At 63.4% G+C, this 16,138-nt stretch carries 12 protein-coding genes and 3 pseudogenes; 8 read left to right on the top strand and 7 right to left on the bottom strand.

The genetic code is table 11. The features are described 5' to 3' along the window. The first annotated feature begins 97 nt into the window (after positions 1-97). The 4 genes from tnpA (at position 98) to ACLB1G_RS19610 (ending at position 3,090) form a co-directional block, all read left to right on the top strand. Positions 98-424 (top strand): IS66-like element accessory protein TnpA, encoded by a 327-nt coding sequence (gene tnpA, locus ACLB1G_RS19625; protein WP_491628917.1) that lies wholly within the window; start codon positions 98-100, stop codon positions 422-424. Next, positions 421-768, top strand: a complete 348-nt coding sequence (gene tnpB, locus ACLB1G_RS19620; RefSeq protein ID WP_491628916.1) for an IS66 family insertion sequence element accessory protein TnpB — start codon at positions 421-423, stop codon at positions 766-768. Before tnpA ends, tnpB begins: the two co-directional genes overlap by 4 nt. A gap of 29 nt (positions 769-797) precedes the next feature. Continuing rightward, the gene (tnpC, locus tag ACLB1G_RS19615) at positions 798-2,339 is read left to right on the top strand and encodes an IS66 family transposase (RefSeq protein WP_491628915.1); all 1,542 of its coding nucleotides are present in this window, start codon (positions 798-800) and stop codon (positions 2,337-2,339) included. Positions 2,340-2,586: 247 nt separating this feature from the next. Then, the gene (locus ACLB1G_RS19610; protein ID WP_491628914.1) at positions 2,587-3,090 is read left to right on the top strand and encodes a hypothetical protein; all 504 of its coding nucleotides are present in this window, start codon (positions 2,587-2,589) and stop codon (positions 3,088-3,090) included. 467 nt (positions 3,091-3,557) lie between these two features. Here ACLB1G_RS19610 and ACLB1G_RS19605 read toward each other — a convergent pair whose 3' ends face one another. After that, complete coding sequence (locus ACLB1G_RS19605) at positions 3,558-4,961, bottom strand: tyrosine-type recombinase/integrase (protein WP_491628913.1); 1,404 nt, start codon at positions 4,959-4,961, stop codon at positions 3,558-3,560. Between the two features lie 285 nt (positions 4,962-5,246). Between ACLB1G_RS19605 and ACLB1G_RS19600 the strand changes: the two are divergent. After that, positions 5,247-5,402: pseudogene (locus tag ACLB1G_RS19600) on the top strand (KorB domain-containing protein); the annotation flags it as partial. Between the two features lie 60 nt (positions 5,403-5,462). Here the strand turns inward: ACLB1G_RS19600 and ACLB1G_RS19595 are convergent. From ACLB1G_RS19595 to ACLB1G_RS19580, 4 genes and pseudogenes are all read right to left on the bottom strand, one after another. Further along, a pseudogene (locus tag ACLB1G_RS19595) lies at positions 5,463-5,609 on the bottom strand (SDR family NAD(P)-dependent oxidoreductase); the annotation flags it as partial. A gap of 29 nt (positions 5,610-5,638) precedes the next feature. Further along, positions 5,639-8,707, bottom strand: coding sequence for an efflux RND transporter permease subunit (locus ACLB1G_RS19590; RefSeq protein WP_491628912.1), 3,069 nt, complete (start codon positions 8,705-8,707; stop codon positions 5,639-5,641). Then, positions 8,704-9,825 carry an efflux RND transporter periplasmic adaptor subunit gene (locus ACLB1G_RS19585; RefSeq protein ID WP_491628911.1) on the bottom strand — a complete coding sequence of 374 codons (1,122 nt, stop codon included), beginning with the start codon at positions 9,823-9,825 and terminating at the stop codon, positions 8,704-8,706. The genes ACLB1G_RS19590 and ACLB1G_RS19585 overlap by 4 nt, the downstream gene beginning before the upstream one ends. A gap of 78 nt (positions 9,826-9,903) precedes the next feature. Next, positions 9,904-10,521, bottom strand: a complete 618-nt coding sequence (locus ACLB1G_RS19580; protein WP_491628910.1) for a TetR/AcrR family transcriptional regulator — start codon at positions 10,519-10,521, stop codon at positions 9,904-9,906. Between the two features lie 85 nt (positions 10,522-10,606). On the opposite strand from ACLB1G_RS19580, the gene ACLB1G_RS19575 reads away from it, so the two are divergent. Next, positions 10,607-12,067: an efflux transporter outer membrane subunit gene (locus tag ACLB1G_RS19575; RefSeq protein WP_491628909.1), complete on the top strand. Its 1,461-nt coding sequence runs from the start codon at positions 10,607-10,609 to the stop codon at positions 12,065-12,067. A gap of 440 nt (positions 12,068-12,507) precedes the next feature. On the opposite strand, the gene ACLB1G_RS19570 is transcribed toward ACLB1G_RS19575, so the two are convergent. Both ACLB1G_RS19570 and ACLB1G_RS19565 read right to left on the bottom strand, forming a co-directional pair. Continuing rightward, positions 12,508-12,795, bottom strand: coding sequence for a hypothetical protein (locus tag ACLB1G_RS19570; protein ID WP_491628908.1), 288 nt, complete (start codon positions 12,793-12,795; stop codon positions 12,508-12,510). A gap of 93 nt (positions 12,796-12,888) precedes the next feature. Next, positions 12,889-13,566 (bottom strand): FAD-binding domain-containing protein, encoded by a 678-nt coding sequence (locus tag ACLB1G_RS19565; RefSeq protein ID WP_491628907.1) that lies wholly within the window; start codon positions 13,564-13,566, stop codon positions 12,889-12,891. Between the two features lie 39 nt (positions 13,567-13,605). Here ACLB1G_RS19565 and ACLB1G_RS19560 point away from each other — a divergent pair. Further along, positions 13,606-14,460, top strand: a pseudogene (locus ACLB1G_RS19560) (IS5 family transposase); the annotation flags it as partial. A 497-nt stretch (positions 14,461-14,957) separates the two neighbouring features. Continuing rightward, a complete protein-coding gene (locus ACLB1G_RS19555; RefSeq protein WP_491628906.1) occupies positions 14,958-16,112 on the top strand; it encodes a glycoside hydrolase family 99-like domain-containing protein in 1,155 nt (384 codons plus the stop codon). Positions 16,113-16,138 lie beyond the last annotated feature (26 nt).

Raw genomic sequence — 16,138 nt, 5'->3', positions numbered from 1 at the left:
GATCGACTCGCTGCTGCCATTTCCGAACTCTACGCAGTCCTGATCCTGCTGAACAGGTGGGGCGGCTGGCCGCTTACAAAGGAAGCGTCGGCGCAGCATGAACTACCCGCTGGAGTTCAAGCGGCAGCTGGCGCAGCAAGCGTGCGATGAGTCGGTGTCGGTAGCCCAACTGGCACTGCAGCACGGGCTAAACACGAACATGCTGTTTCGCTGGCGCCGCCAACTGCGCGCCGGCCTGCTCGACACGACGACGCAATTTCTGCCGGTAGCGCTGGCAGCCGAGCCGAAAAAACCGTCCGGCGTCGGTGTCGATTCCGGTGGCGAGGGCAGCATCGAGATCCAGTTGGGCCAGGCCAAAGTCTGCATTCGTGGCGCGCCCGATCCGGCTACGCTGGCGCTGGTGCTACAAGGTTTGCGCCCATGATCGGCCTGCCGGCGGGCACACGCATCTGGCTGGCGGCCGGCGTGACCGACATGCGCGCCGGCTTCAACGGCCTGGCCGCGAAGGTGGAAACGGCCCTGAAGGAAGATCCGTACAGCGGCCACGTATTCGTGTTTCGTGGCCGGCGCGGCGACCTGGTAAAGGTACTCTGGTGGACTGGCGATGGCCTGTGCCTGCTGTGCAAACGGCTCGAGCGCGGCCGCTTCGTCTGGCCCCAGGCCAGTGAGGGCACGGTGACGCTGACGCAGGCCCAGCTCTCGATGCTATTGGAAGGAATCGACTGGCGCCGGCCCGAGCGCACCTGGCGCCCTCAGTCGGCCTTGTAAACGTGGCAAAGCCCGCGTAAACTGGCCGCATGCTTGATGCCGCCCACCTGCCCGACGATATCGCCGCCCTGAAGGCAATGCTGCTGGCCAGCGAAGCGCGGGTGGCGCACCTGTCCGCTGAACTATCCACCCGCACCGCCGAGATCGAGCACCTCAAGCTGGTGCTGGCCAAGCTGCGGCGCATGCAATTTGGCCGCCGCTCCGAGAAGCTCGACCTGCAAATCGAACAGCTGGAACTCAAGCTCGAAGACCTGGAGGCTGACGCGGCGGTGGCCGAGGCACAAGCACCTGTGGGGATGGCGCCGCGCAGGAAGGCCGAGCGCAAGCCACTGCCTGCCCACCTGCCGCGCGAGGAACGCGTACTGCGCCCGGACCTAGACGCCTGCCCGGACTGCGGCGGCAAGCTGAAAGACCTAGGCGAAGACGTGTCGGAACAGCTGGAGTATGTGCCGGCGAGTTTCCGCGTCATCCGTCATGTACGTCCCAAGCTGGCCTGCGCCTGCTGCGATCGTATCGTGCAGGCGCCGGCGGCCAGCCGTCCCATCGAACGTGGCCTCCCTGGCCCGGGCTTGTTAGCACACGTGCTGGTAGCGAAGTATGCAGACCCCGTGCCCCTATACCGCCAGAGCGTGATCTACGCGCGCGAGGGCGTGGAGCTGGAGCGCTCCCTGCTGGCCAGCTGGGTGGGCGCGGCCAGCGCGCTGCTGCGGCCCTTGGGCGAGGCCTTGCGCCGCCACGTCTTCGCTGCCGCCAAGCTGCACGCCGACGACACACCACTGCCTGTACTGGCACCGGGCAACGGCAAGACACGCACGGCGCGCCTGTGGACCTATGTGCGCGACGACCGCGCCAGCGGCGCTACCGAGCCGCCCGCAGTGTGGTTTGCGTACTCGCCCGACCGCAAGGGTGAGCATCTGCAAACGCACCTGGCCGGCTTTACCGGCGTGCTGCAGGCCGATGCATATGCCGGCTTTAATGCGATCTACGACAGCGGGCGTGTCGCCGAGGCGGCGTGCTGGGCGCACGCGCGCCGCAAGTTTTATGACCTGCACGCGGCGCGCCCGTCGACCCTCACCGCCGAGGCGCTGCGCCGCATCGGCGAGTTGTACGCCATCGAAGAGGCCATCCGCGGCAAGCCGCCGGACGAACGCCTCGCTGCACGGAAGGCGCGGGCCAAGCCCTTGCTTGAGGACCTGGAACGCTGGCTGCAAGCCACGCTCGCTACGCTGTCGCGGAAATCCGATACGGCAGCAGCGATCCTGTACGCGCTCAAGCTGTGGCCAGCCCTGGCCAGGTATGCCGAGGACGGCCGCATCGAGATAGACAACTCGGCCGCCGAGCGGGCATTACGTGGCGTTGCGCTTGGCCGCCGCAATTTCCTGTTTGCCGGCGCCGACAGCGGCGGCGAACGCGCGGCCGCGATGTACGGCTTGATTGGCACAGCCAAGCTCAATGGCATCGACCCTGAAGCCTGGCTGCGCCATGTGCTGGAGCGGATCGCCGAACATCCGGTCAACCAAGTGCACGACTTCCTGCCCTGGAATTACGCTGCCCAGCTCGCAGCCACCTGAACTTCGTCCCCGCGCCAATACCATCGCTACTTGCATTTAGCCTTGCTGCTCAGGACGGTGCTCGACAGACGCTTGCCTTCGAGGCGGTTTTTGCCTATATCTTTTCGGTTGTAGCGTAAGCGTCTCTCCGCCCGCGTAGACACTCGAGTGCCAAAATGCGACAGCAAGAGGATTATGTTCGATTGAGATTGGCTAGCAGTTCACAAAATTATATTCTTAACTGGCCAACACTTTATGAGGACGAGGGATGCCTGGACCAGACTTTTGGAAATCATGGAATCGCGAAAACTGTTACTGGTATGCAATCAATCTGACAAAAGAGCCCGATTGCAAGCTCAGCATGGACCCTGGTGAGTTGAGCAGAGCCGAGGGAAGTTATATGGATGCTGCCTCGCTTGATGCGATGCTTGTGGCGGACGGTGCAATCAGGCACGGTACACAAGAAAACCCGAGTATGCCTGACCGGGGTGCCAGAGCTGGGCACTACTTGATTGCAGTGAAAACTGGACCTTTAGGTTACCACTTTGTAAGGCGAGACGAAGAGAGTGATGGACAGTGGTACCAAAAAACGCCAGCTCTCCCTCAAATGTTAGTCAACCATTTTTCGAAAAAAGCTCCGCATGAAGTGGACAGCTGGGGCCTCGGTGAGAAGATCAAAAATATGTATCCTGATTGGGTCGGATATTATTGGGTTCCGGACGAGGGGCTTCGACCACACAGGCGATCCATGTCTTGTTGCACAATAATGTAAAGACTTTGTAGACTTCCCGTCAGGGACGGGAAGTCTCGAGTAATGAACCGCGATCCAGATGCGTGTACCCGCCGGCAGACCAATCATGGGCACAGACTCTGGACAACCGTACGCAGAAGTTTGGCGTCGGCCTTACCGTGTACGCGCACAACGGCATCGCCAATCATGATTTCAATGATGTCGCCGTTGATATCGGACGCGGACGCTTCCGAAAATAGCGGGAACCACTCTGCAGTCTTGTGTTCATTACGTCCAGACGGTGCTGGTTTTACGCTTACGAAGAACGTGCATGGTGGGAATCTCCTAACTGGTAGAAGTTATGGCGTAATTTCTGACACTTTTTAAGGGTTGGGAGCTTCTGTGTCGCTGACGGCGGTCGATAACGATTTTTGCGTCGCGATTGCTTGGTCGCATCAACTTGGTTGTAGATGAAGACCCCGAACAGGCGGCCTAGGACCTGCCGGCCCTTAAGAATCCAGGATCACACGCAGTCGCGCGCCTAAGGCCGCCCACGCCGCCCGTTTCTCCTCCGCATAGTCATGATGCATATAATGCCGCCGCACCTTGCTACCCGGCAGCACATGATTCTGGCACCGGTCGATCACGTCTAGCGCCACCCCCAGCCCCTGCATCATCGTCGCGCCCGTGCGCCGCAGCGCATGCGGCGTCCATGGACCGTTGGCGCCGCCCGCCAACACCAGCGTATTGTCGGCACGCCGGTTCTTGAGCGGCTTGCGCGGGCTGCCATCCTCGTTTTTTCGGAACATCGTCTGCCGGTCACCGACCTGCTTGCTGATGGTCGTGACGTCGATATGGCCGTCACTGGCGCGGTTCGGGAAGCACCAATCCGTCCGCCCTGTAAGCGCATGCAGCTGGCGGAACTGTTCCAGCGCAAATGCCGACAGATACACCGTCAGGTCCGCCACATTGTTCTTGACGTTGGCCCTGGGCACGAACCACTCGCCGGTCGAGAGGTTGACATGCTCCCACCTGGCCATCGACGTCTCGCCAACCCGGCACAGCGTCGACAGCATGATCCAGACCGCCAGCTGAGTTTGCCTGGCCATCGGTTGCGGCCCGTAGCGCTTGTCCGGCGCCGCCTGATAGGTCGCATGCTGCCGCAAAAAGGCATCACGCAGCTCCACAATCTCGGCTGGCGACAGCACCCGGGTCGAGTAATTATCGAAGTCGTAGTCGGGCGACACGATCTTCTCGATTTCGATCAGCTCCATCGGATCGCCATCGACCATCAGCTTGCGCCAGGGCTGCCGCTTGCGGGCCCAGGCGAACATCTGGGTCAGGTTGTTGCGGGCCACCACCGCCGTCCGGTTCACGCCCCGGTCGACCAAACTGCGCAGTACCGCGCGCAACTCGTGTTCGGTCAACTCCTTGATGGGGATGGCGCCGAGCTGAGGCAGCAGGTCGGCCGCAAATTGGCGCTTGAGTTCGGCGTTGCCATCTTTGCGCCTTACCCCATCGGCGATCCAGGCCCTGAACATGTCGTCCACAGTGAGCTTTTCCCGATTTTGCGCCTGGCTGGCCTCCAGTTCGGCAGCGGCACGCTCGGCCTCGCGCCGTTCCGCCTCGGCACGTTCCTCTTCCGCCTGCTGCTGGACGTCGATGCCGGCGCGCGCCATGGCGCGCACCCGGGCGGCCTCGATGCGCGCATCAGCCAGCGACAAGTAGCCGTCATTGGTGGTCGTGCCATACGGACGCGGCAGGCGCAGCTCACGCTGACGCCCGTTGACGACATACTGGATCACCCAGACTTTGACGCCGTTGGTCGCCACTCGCACCTGCAGGCCGGTATCGACGTTCTGCTTGTAGGGTTTGTCTCGCGGCTTGAGCGCCGCCACCTGGATTGCAGTCATTTTTGCCATGATTTCGTGCCTTATCCGTGCCTTAACCGTGCCTTAAATATTTTTCGCTGACAGTGGATTATGCTGGACCATGATGGACTAGGCCGCAAGCTAAGTCTTTGATTTTAATCAGAACGATAAAGATGGTCGAACGTCTTTGGACACCAATAGACGCTCAGCAGCAGAATGGGGTGCAAGGGGTCGTGTGTTCGAATCACACCGTCCCGACCAATAGAATCAAAGACTTAGGCCAACCGTTGGGGTTGGCCTTTTTCTTTTTCGGGGCTCCAGCCTTAGATTGGCGGGCTGCGGCGCAAGGAGATCGCGCAGTGCGTCAGCAAGTCCGCCGCCTACGTCACCCAGCATGCGGTGCTGCTGGACCTGCCCCATCCAATTGCCGCCGCGTTCAACACCGCCCGCGTGCGCGACGTGACCCTGGTCAATGAGCTTGTCCAGGCCTACAATGCCGACGCGCTGTTGGTGGACAGCTGGCTGGCCGACCCGGCGCAGGACATCCAGCGTCTCGGTCAACCTTTCCACCGCATGCCTGGACGCCGCATCAAGCGCCACACAGGGCGCTGGCACAAAGCCAAGTACCGGGCTCACGTTGACGATGCGGCCCGAGCCTTGGGTGCGCATGTACGGTAGCACGGCCTTGACTTTGTGTGTACATGGACAATGGCGTGGAGTCAGCTGTGCGAGGGCGCCGGCCGTATCCTGAACCAGATGGCATACATGGCCGGCAGGAAGACCAGGGTCAGGACGGTGCCGGCCAGGGTGCCGCCTATGAGCGTGTAGGCCAGGGTTCCCCAGAACACCGAGTGCGTCAGCGGGATGAACGCCAGGATCGCCGCCAGCGCCGTCAGGACCACGGGGCGTGCGCGCTGCACGGTCGCCTCCACCACGGCGCGGAAGGGCGCCAGGCCAGCCTGTTCATTTTCCCGTATCTGTCCAATCAATATCAGCGTATTGCGCATCAGGATGCCCGACAAGGCAATCAGGCCAACTAGTGCATTGATGCCAAAAGGCTGGCGGAACAGCAGTAGGGTCGGCACCACGCCGATCAGTCCCAGGGGACTGGTGAGGAACACCATGACCATGGCTGCGATGGACCGCACCTGCAGGATGATGATCAGCAGGGTGGCCGCCAGCATGAGCGGGAAGATCGGCAGCATGGCCACAGTCGCCTTGCCCGATTCCTCGATGGAGCCGGCTTCCTCGATGCGGTAGCCGGCAGGCAGCGTCGCCATCAGCGGCTGGAGCTGCCGGGTCATGGCCGCCGACACGTCGGGCGGCTGCAAGCCCTCGGCGATATCGCCACGGACAGTGATGGTCGGTTCGCGGTCACGGCGCCTCAGGATCGGATCTTCCATGCGCACCTCCACCTTGCCGACCTGGGACAGGGGAATGCGTTGGCCGGCCGACCCGACCAGCGTGAAGCCCGCGATTTTTGAGGGATCGAGACGGGTATTGCCGGCCGAGCGGGCCACCACCTGTACGGAGCGGATATCCTCGCGCACCTCGGTCAGCGGCGCTCCGCTCAACAGGAATTGCAGTTGCAGCGCCACCGAATTCGAACTCAGGCCCAGCGCCTGCAGCCTGTCCTGGTCCAGCGTAAAATGCAGCGCCGGTACGCGTGGGCCCCAGTCGCTATTGACGGTTCGCATCATCGGACTGGTGTGCAGGACGGCCTCGACCTCGGCGGAAATCGCGCGCAGCTTGTCCACCTCCGGTCCCGTCACGCGGTAGGCGACAGGGAAGGGGGAGGGCGGTCCGAAGACGATCTGGGTCACCCGTATCCGCGCCTCGGGCGCCAGGCCTGCCGCGATGGCTTCGCGCAGCCTGAACTTGAGTGCCTCGCGCTCCTTGTCATCCCCCGTCAGCACCACGATTTTGGCGAACGAGGGGTCCGGCAGTTCGGGCGCCATCGCCAGGAAAAAGCGGGGCGCCCCCTGGCCGATATAGGCGGTGACGATCTTTGCTTCACGCTGCTTCGCCAGCCATGCTTCGACCTTGGCCGTGGCGCTGCTGGTCTGCTCGATCGAGGTGCCATAGGGCAGCTGCACCTCGACCAGTACTTCAGGCCGATCCGAGGTCGGGAAAAATTGTTTCTTGACCAGGGCCATGCCCAGCACGGCCGCCACAAACAGCGCCACCACGGCGCCCGCGACCATCCACTTGCGCGCAATCACGCGTTCCAGCACTTGCCGGAAGCGGTTGTAGTAGCGGGTGTCGTAGATGGCGGCGTGCCCGCCTTCGACCGTTCGGATTTCCGGCAGGAGCTTCACGCCCAGGTACGGGGTAAACGCCACCGCCACCACCCACGAGGCGATCAGCGCGATGCCGACGATCCAGAACATGTTGCTGGTGTATTCGCCCGCCGTGGAGCGCGCAAAGCCGTTGGGCATGAAGCCGATCGCCGTCACCAGGGTGCCGGACAGCATGGGCGCTGCCGTGTGGCTCCAGGCATAGGCCGATGCGGCCACCCGGCTGTATCCTTCCTCCATCTTGACCACCATCATCTCAATCGCGATGATGGCGTCGTCCACCAGCAGGCCCAGGGCCAGGATCAGCGAGCCGAGCGTGATGCGGTCAAAGTTCTTGCCGCTGGCCGCCATGACGACGAATACGGCGGCCAGGGTCAGCGGGACAGCGGCGGCCACCACGATGCCGACGCGCCACCCCATGCTGACGAAGCACACCACCATCACCACCAGCAGGGCGACGAAGAACTTGACCATGAATTCATCCACCGCTGAACTGATGTTGACGGCCTGGTCAGTCACCTTCGTCATGCTCATGCCGAGCGGCAGGGCGCTGTTGATCTGCGCGACCTCGGCCTCCAGCGCCTTGCCCAGCGCCAGGCCGTTCCAGTCGTCGCGCATCACCACGCCCAGCAACAGCGCCGGTTCGCCCTGATTGCGTACCATGAACGCGGACGGATCTTCATAGCCGCGTTCGACCGTGGCCACGTCGGCCAGCTTGAGCGTCCTGCCTTGTGCCGCCACCGGCGTTTGACGGAGCTTTTCCAGCGTGTCAAAGGCGCCATCGACACGCACGAACACCTGGGCGCCCTTGGTATCGATGGAGCCGGCTGGCGTCAGCACGTTCTGGCTGTTGAGCGCCGAAAAAATATCCTGCGGGGCGACGCCAAGCGTCGCCAGGCGCTCATGCGAAAAGGAGACGAAGATGCGCTCCGGCTGCTCGCCGATGATGTTGACCTTCTTGACACCGGCCACGTGCAGCAGGCGCTGGCGCAGCGCCTCCGCGTCCCTGGTCAGCAGTCGCTGCGGCTCGCCCCTGGCCTTCAGGGCGTACAGCGCAAACGTCACGTCCGCATACTCGTCGTTGACCATGGGACCGATGACGCCGGCCGGCAGCTTCTTTGCCTCGTCGCTGATCTTCTTGCGGGCCTGATAGAACTCTTCCTGCACTTGCGAGGGCGGTGTGCTGTCGCGCAGCGTAACCATGGTGAATGCCAGGCCGGGGCGCGTAAAGGTCTCCGTGCGGTCATACCAGCGCAGCTCCTGCATGCGCTTTTCCAGCGGTTCGGCCACCTGGTCCTGCATTTCCTGGGCGGTCGCTCCCGGCCACGCGGTGACGACGGTCATTTGCTTGATGGTGAACGGCGGGTCTTCCGCGCGCCCCAGCTTGAAGAACGCCAGGATGCCGGCGGCCGAGATCAGGAAGATCAGGAACAAGGTGATGGCGCGCTCGCGTACCGCGAGCGCCGAGAGGTTGAAACGGCCAGCGCTCACGGACGTGCTCCTTCCGCTGCGGTGGCGCCGCCTGCCGCGCGCACCAGCGCGCCTTCCCGCAGCAGATGGGCGCCCAGCGCGACGACACGATCGCCTTCCTTCAGCTGCCCGCTGACGTAGGCGTGGGCATCATCGATGCGCTGGACTGCCACCGGCCGCCAATATGCCTTGGCCGGCTCGCCCTGGATGACCCACACCCCGGTGCCCTTGCCAGGGTCGAACAGCGCGCCTATCGGCACCTGCAGGGCGCGATCCTGCCTCGCGCCCTGGCCCGAGACCGCATCCGGAATCTGCAGCGTGACCGTGCTGCCGAGAGGCGCATTCGACAGGGCGCCATCGAGCACATAGCGCGCTTCGAAGGTGCGCGTGAGCCGGTCCGCGGAGTGGGATAGTTGCCGCAGGGTGGCCGGGACGGCCGTACCGGAATCCCCAAACAGCGTGGCCGGCGCCACCGACCCGATGGCGGGGCGCAGCGTTTCCGGCAGCTGGATGACCGCCTCGCGGCTGCCCGCGCGCGCCAGGCGCACCACGGCCTGCCCCGCGCCCACGACCTGGCCCGGCTCGGCCAGCGTCTCCATGACCACGCCATCCTCATCGGCCAGCAGCTCGGCATAGCGGCTGGCGTTCAGCGCCACTTCAGCTTGCGCCCTGGCCGAATTGAGTTGCGCTCGGGCGGCGTCGGCAGCGGCCTTGACCTGATCGTATGCAGACGCCGAAATGGCGCCAGTGCCACGCAGGTCACGGTACCGGGCCTCGTCTTCAGCAGTCTGTTGGGCGCGCGCCTGTGCGGCAGCCACGGCTTCCTGCTGGGCATGCGCCGCCAGCCGCAGATCGGCGGGATCCAGACGCATGAGCACCTGGCCGCGCTGGACGGCTTGTCCAGCGTCTACCAGGCGCTCCTGCACCTTGCCGGAGACGCGGAACCCCAGATCGCTCTGTACCCGGGCAGCGACGGTTCCTGTGAATGAGCGCGACAGCGCAGCGCTCCCCTGCACGGTGGCGACCCGCACCTGGGGTATGCCCGTGCGCGGATCGGCGGACGGCGTGCCGCCGCAGGCGATCAACGCCAGCGGCAATGCAGCGATAACGGTGGATGTAACAAAGCGATGCCGAAGCATGGATAGCCCCTCAAGCAATGATAAGGGCTTTGATTATGGAACTAGTGACCAGATTAGTCAATGGTCACATTCATTTCTTCACGGCGACAGGCTGCGCAGCACCAGGCTGGACAACAGAACCGGCGCTTCCTGGGTGTGGTCCAGGCTATGCTGGAGCAGCAAAGGATTCAAATAAGGGCGCATGACGAGGTAGATCGCTTTGACTGCCTCGTCGAGTGGCGTTTTGCGCTCGAAGTCCCCGCTTTGCCGTCCTTCCTGCACCACCGCCTTGATCAACTGCTGGACGCGCTCTTCGTAGGCCTGCACCGACTGCCACCGTTCGGTGGCGGCCGAAGCGGCAATCTCATACAGCTTGCGATCCTGGAAAAACAGCCGGAGACTGGCTTCCGTGCTGGCCTTGAAGAGGGAGCGCAGCCGATCCGGAGGATTCATGGCCTGCGCGACGGCGGCGCCGATGTCGGTCTCGATCTCACGCAGGCAGTTCACGCAGATCATTTCCCCGATGGCCTGCTTGGATGCAAAGAACTTGTAGATGTAAGCCTTGGAAAAGCCGATCGCTTTGGCCAGGTCGGAGACGGTGGTTTTCTCATAGCCGTAGCGGCTGAAGTGTTCGGTGGCGGCGACCACGATCTGGTCGCGCACCTCATGGTCAGCCGGACCCCGGGCTGACACGGGATAAGTGTCTGGTTTCTTCATAGCCGCAAGCTTACGCCATTCACAAAGACTGGACAACTTGTGACCATTTGGTATTATGGTCACTTTCTTTCTACGAAAGCAGACGATGGCGCCCACTCCCACTTTTGCCGCCCTCCTTGTGGCCGGCCTGTTAGCCGGCTGCGCGGCCGGTCCCGACTACGTGCATCCCGATGTGCCGATGATGGAACAGTTCCGGGGCCAGGCTGCGGTCGCGCAGCGGCCGGCAGCCTCCAGCGCCGACCTCGCGGTCTGGTGGACCGGATTCGGCGATCCGCAACTGACCCGCTACGTGACGCAGGCCCTGGAACAGAACCTCGATCTTGCCCAGGCACGGGCACGGGTGGCGCAAGCGCGTGCCGGGCTGGCTGCATCCAGCGCGGCCTTGCAGCCCTCCGCGACGATCACTGGCCAGGGAGCGAGGGCGTACCAGTCGGTGGAAACTCCCTTGGGGCAGGTATTGAATTCCCAGCCCGGCTTGGATCGTCACGGCAGCTCCTACGAAGCCAATCTCGGTGCGAGCTGGGAGCTGGACGTGTTCGGTGGGCTGCGGCGTGGACGGGAAGCCGCTCTGGCCGAATACCAGTCCTCGGAAGCGGGGGCGGTGGCCGCGCGCCTGGCCGTTGCGGCGCAGACCGCCGATATCTACATCACCATCCGTGGATTGCAGGCCCGCCTTGACGTGGCGCGCCGCCAGGTGCAGACGCAGCAGGAACTGCTCAACACCGTCAGGCTCCTGTATGGCAAAGGACTGGCGCCGGAACTCCAGGTAAGACAAAGCGAAGGGGCGCTTGCCCAGGCCCGGGCATCGATACCCGCCCTGGAGACAGGATTGGACATGGCCTTGAACGCGCTGGATGTGATGCTGGGCGGCTTGCCCGGGACACATCGGTCAGAGCTGGCCGGCGCCGGTCACATTCCCACCCCGCCGCAACTGACGGAGACGGGATCGCCAAGCGAACTGCTGCGGCGACGGCCCGATCTGATCGTGGCCGAACGGCGTTTGGCGGCTGCGCATGCGCGCATCGGCGCATCCATTGCCGAGTACTACCCCCAGCTCTCGCTGACCGGGCTCATCGGCAGCGCAACCGCGATCTCCGCCGGGAATCTGTTTGCCAGCGGCGCCAATCAGTCCGCAGCGGTACTCGGATTGCGCTGGCGCCTGTTCGATTTCGGCCGCATCGATGCACAGATCGAGCTGGCCAAGGGCCAGGAGGCTGAGCTGCTGGCCGCGTATCGGCTTGCCGCCTTGCGTGCGGCCGAGGACGTGGAGAACAGCTTTTCAGCCTTGGTCAATAACGAGCAGCAGGTAGTGCTACTCACCCAAGGGGCGGAGGCCTGGGGGCGGGCACGGGCAGCGTCCTTTGCAGCCTATCAAAAGGGTGTCGTCAGCTTGCTGGACGTGCTGCAGGCCGACGAAAAATGGTTGCGCGCAACGGATGCGCGGGTGCAAGCCGAAACGGAATCGTCGCGCGCAGCCGTCGCGGCGTTTCGAGCCCTGGGGGGCGGCTGGCAACCGGCGGAATCGCGCCTGGCGGCACTCCACTAGCGATGGGCCTGGAGCGGCAGGGCGGTCGTGGCCGCTGTGCCGTCGCAGTGGCAGCCCCGCAGGATGATACGGGCTAGCGGCGGGAGGCGGCTGGCTAGCAAAACGCATCCTGGCGGCAGCGGCGAGCATGTTCATGCCGCCGCCGCGCTGGACGCCAGGCATGCCGCCGCACTACGCGCCGCGAGGGAGGAGGGCGCTGCCGGACAGGCTGCGCTCGACCAGCAACTGCAGGCCGCGCAGCGAAGCATCGCCGCACTGCAAGGCGAGGTCGCCGCCGTGCGCGATGAATGATAGGTTCCAGGGAGCCCGTCAAACATAGCGATTGCGCTTTTCCCTGTTCTCCGATTCCGTCGCCTTCAACGCCTTTTCCTTCATCCCTGCTCGGAACCGATAATGACCTGATGGCAGCGCTGGCGCGGCAAGCAGCCCGGCGGCCGCGCTCACCTGTCCAGCGCTGCGATGCCGGGCAGCTCGCGCAGTGTTTGAACGCCGCGCATGCTGCGCCGCCACCACCGCGAAAACGAGTTGCATGGCTGCGACACAGCGGCGAACAGCGCATTGGTGTCGCGCTGCTGTACGCGAGCCGGCAGGATAGCGGCCACATGCGGATCCGCCCACGTCTGCACCGAGCGCGCCCCGGCCAGTGCGGCCGCCAGTGCATCGCTACTGGCGTGCCACGCGACCGGCGCCAATGCCTGCATGCGGCCGTGCGCGAACTGCCAGCGCAATGCGCACCATGGCCGGCTGGCATGGTACTCGGCCGGCCACCAGCCTATGCTGATGCAATCCCTAGGCAGGTCGGCAGGCGGCTCGCCCAGCCCTCAGGGATGCACCAGCCAGACGTCGCGCCCCGCCATGGTTGCCGGCGTTGTTGCCGGCGCAGACGCCATGCCGGCTATCGGCGCGGCCAGCAGCGCCGGCTCCGGGATGCCCTCGTCATGCGGCATCGGCGCGGGCGCTGGTGCGCCGTGGGCCAGCCGTAACAGCGCCGCGTACGAGGTGTCCAGCACGCTGCCGAAGCTATGCCATGACGGCGGCGCGTACTTCGCGACGTTGTCGGCGTTGAACACATAGGGCTTTCCGCTGCCCGTGCCCGCGACCCATTGCCAGCTCAGGTGGTTGCTGGCCAGGTCGCCATCGAGCAGATGGGCGATCATCCAGTCAGCGCCCGCGCGCCAGTGCACGTGGCGGATGTGAACAAGGTAGCTGGCCAGCCACATGCGTGCGTGGTTGTGCAGATAGCCGGTCGCATACAGGGTGCGCATGGCCTGGTCGATCACCGGCACGCCGCTGCGGCCTTCACGGATGTCTGCGGGAACCTCGCCCTCATAGGCCGTGTCGGGCATGGGCCCGGCATGCAGCGACTGCAGGATCTGGTCGCCGCGCCGGGCCCAGACGTGCCGAAAGTATTCGCGCCGGCCCAATTCGTAGATGAACTGGTGCTGGTGAGTGATCGGGTGGCGCGCGGCAATGCCCGCGACCACTTCTGCAGAGCTCACGATGCCATGGGCAAGGCAGGGGGACAGGCAGCTGACTGCATGGAACAGGCCCAGTACAACCTGCTGTATCGCTGGTTCATCGGACTGTCCATGGATGATGCCGTGTGGGTGCCCACGGTGTTCACCAAGAACCGCGAGCGGCTGATCAAACACGATGCGGTCATCGAGTTTTTCAACGAAGTGCTGGCCATCGCCGAGAACAAGAACTGGCTCTCCGGCGAGCACTTCAGCGTCGATGGCACGCTGATCCAAGCCTGGACCGGACACAAGAGTTTTGTGCGCAAGGATGGCGATGACCAGAACGGCGAAGGCGGCAATTTCAAGGGCTGCAAGCGCAGCAACGAGACCCACCAATCGAAGACTGATCCGGATTCACGCTTGTACCGCAAGGGCAATAGCACAGGCAGTGAGTTGCGCTACATGGGCCATACCCTCAGCGACAACCGCCACGGCCTGATCGCCAACGCCATGGTGACCAGAGCCGATGGCTATGCCGAGCGCGAAGCCGCCAAGGCCATGATCAACGACGCGCGCCAGGCCTTGAATGATCCGGCGCGTGCGATCACGCTCGGCGCCGACAAGGGCTATGACGCGGCGGAGTTCGTGCAGGACTGCCAGGCCATGAATGTCGTGCCGCACGTGGCGCAGAACACCTCGGGGCGCAGCTCGGCAGTGCCTGACACGATTGCCCGGAGCGAGGGTTACGTGATCTCGCAGCAAAAGCGCAAGCTCATCGAGCCAGGCTTCGGCTGGGCCAAGTCGGTCGGTGCCATGCGCCAGGTGATGGTGCGCGGCCTGCGGAAAGTCGACCAGATGTTTGTGCTGACCATGGCCGCTTACAACTTGGTGCGGATGCGCTCGCTGGGACAGGTCCGTCCACAGCCAGCGCAGTGACCGGATCGGGCGCTAAATCAGCTTGAACCCGCTGGAATAGCCCCAAAAACCCCGCTCGCGATGAAAAAAACAGCCGCCAGCGGCATCCGGTAGTGGCACCAGCCGGCGTCACGAGTATTTCAGCAGCCTGCTAGCTGTGGGCCTACCGATCCGGGGTGCACGACACTGGCCCGCCCATGCTTATGGGCGAGTAAATTTTTGTAAATTAGATAATTTCAGGAAATTTTATCTTATAATTAACTATGCTTTAAAAGCAGCACTGTTAATTCAAGAATAAAAGTCGCTCTCCTGAAAGGCTGGTCATGCAAAAAAAGAAACGGCAGTTGATGATAGGCGCCGGTGCTGCAGTGGCGGGCAGTCTGTTGCCCTTGGGTAAAGTCTTCGCTCAAGGCGGCATTGCTACACCGGCGCGCACTTTGGTGGCCATTTACTTTCCTGGTTGGTCCAAGCCCATCGATCAGTCCCAACAATGGCTACACGGCGATAATCCTTGGGGCGTGTATCCCACCTCGATCTGGCCGAATGTCACCCACCGCATGGGACTGGAAGAGTTCAAGGAGCGCTATCCCATAGACGGCCCGTGGACCTCGGACGAAACCACCCGGGGCTATGACGAAAAGCTGCCGATCAATATGGAGCGGGCGGTGGACTACGCGTCGCAGTACGGCGTGGATGTGTTCTGCATTAACTGGTACCGCGACGAGTTCCAGAACTATGCGGTGGAAAACCTGAAGCGGACCAGCACCGGCTTCAAGATCAGCAACCCTGAAAAGATCCAGTGGTTCCTGCAGTGGTCCAATAACTCCAATTACCACAGCAATACCGTGCCCATCAGCGACAGCAAGCAGTATTTCTACGAAGGCATACGACTGGCGGCGCTGCACATGAAGGACCAGCCTTATTACTGGAAGCTGAACAACAAGCCGGTGTTCGCCATCTACGACGTCTCCCAGATAGACCGCATCATCAATCTGGCCGCAGGGCGCCCGTCCAGCTACGCCATGGCGGTGGCCGACAAGATCGTGGCGCACGAAGCCTTCCTCAAGAATTGCCACAATATCGTGGCCAATGTGCTGGCTGGCGACACCACCGGAGGCATCACCGGCACCGGCAACGACGTGCTGGTGTCGCAGCTGAGCGCAACTTTCACGCCTTCGCTCTACCTGGTGATACAGACTGGCGACGTGGGCGCCTGGGCCGGCTGCGTCACGGTGGACGCCATGTGCAACTACAACATCCGGCGCGGCACCTTCAACGGCACCGAGCGCCGTGCCGCCTCGTTTGATGAAATCATCGTGGCTGCCCAACAGCAGTATGATCTTTATGTGCCCGCCGTAAAGAAATACCTGCCCAAGCGGGTGAACTGGTGGCCGACCCTGATGGCCGGGTACGACGACCGCCCGTGGTTTGGCGCCGACTCCCAGGCCCAGCAGTGCCCGGCGACGGATGCGCAATTCCAGGCCCATGTCACGCAAGTGAATAACGTGCACAACGCCAACCTTGCCGCGACCGGGGGCATCACGTTCATCTACGCGTGGAACGAATGGGGCGAGGGCGGCTGGATCGCTCCCAGCGGCACCGAGGCGCCCTTCAAGAAACTGGAGATCCTGCGCGATTACCTGAAGGCGGCGCCGTCCACCTCGGCCACCTGACTTTTGCAGAGAGGGCCGGCGGCCCC

The sequence above is a fragment of the Duganella kummerowiae genome (genome assembly GCF_053572355.1).
The sequence above is the reverse complement of the archived record's forward strand: the minus strand, read 5'-3'. Positions and strand labels throughout refer to the sequence as shown.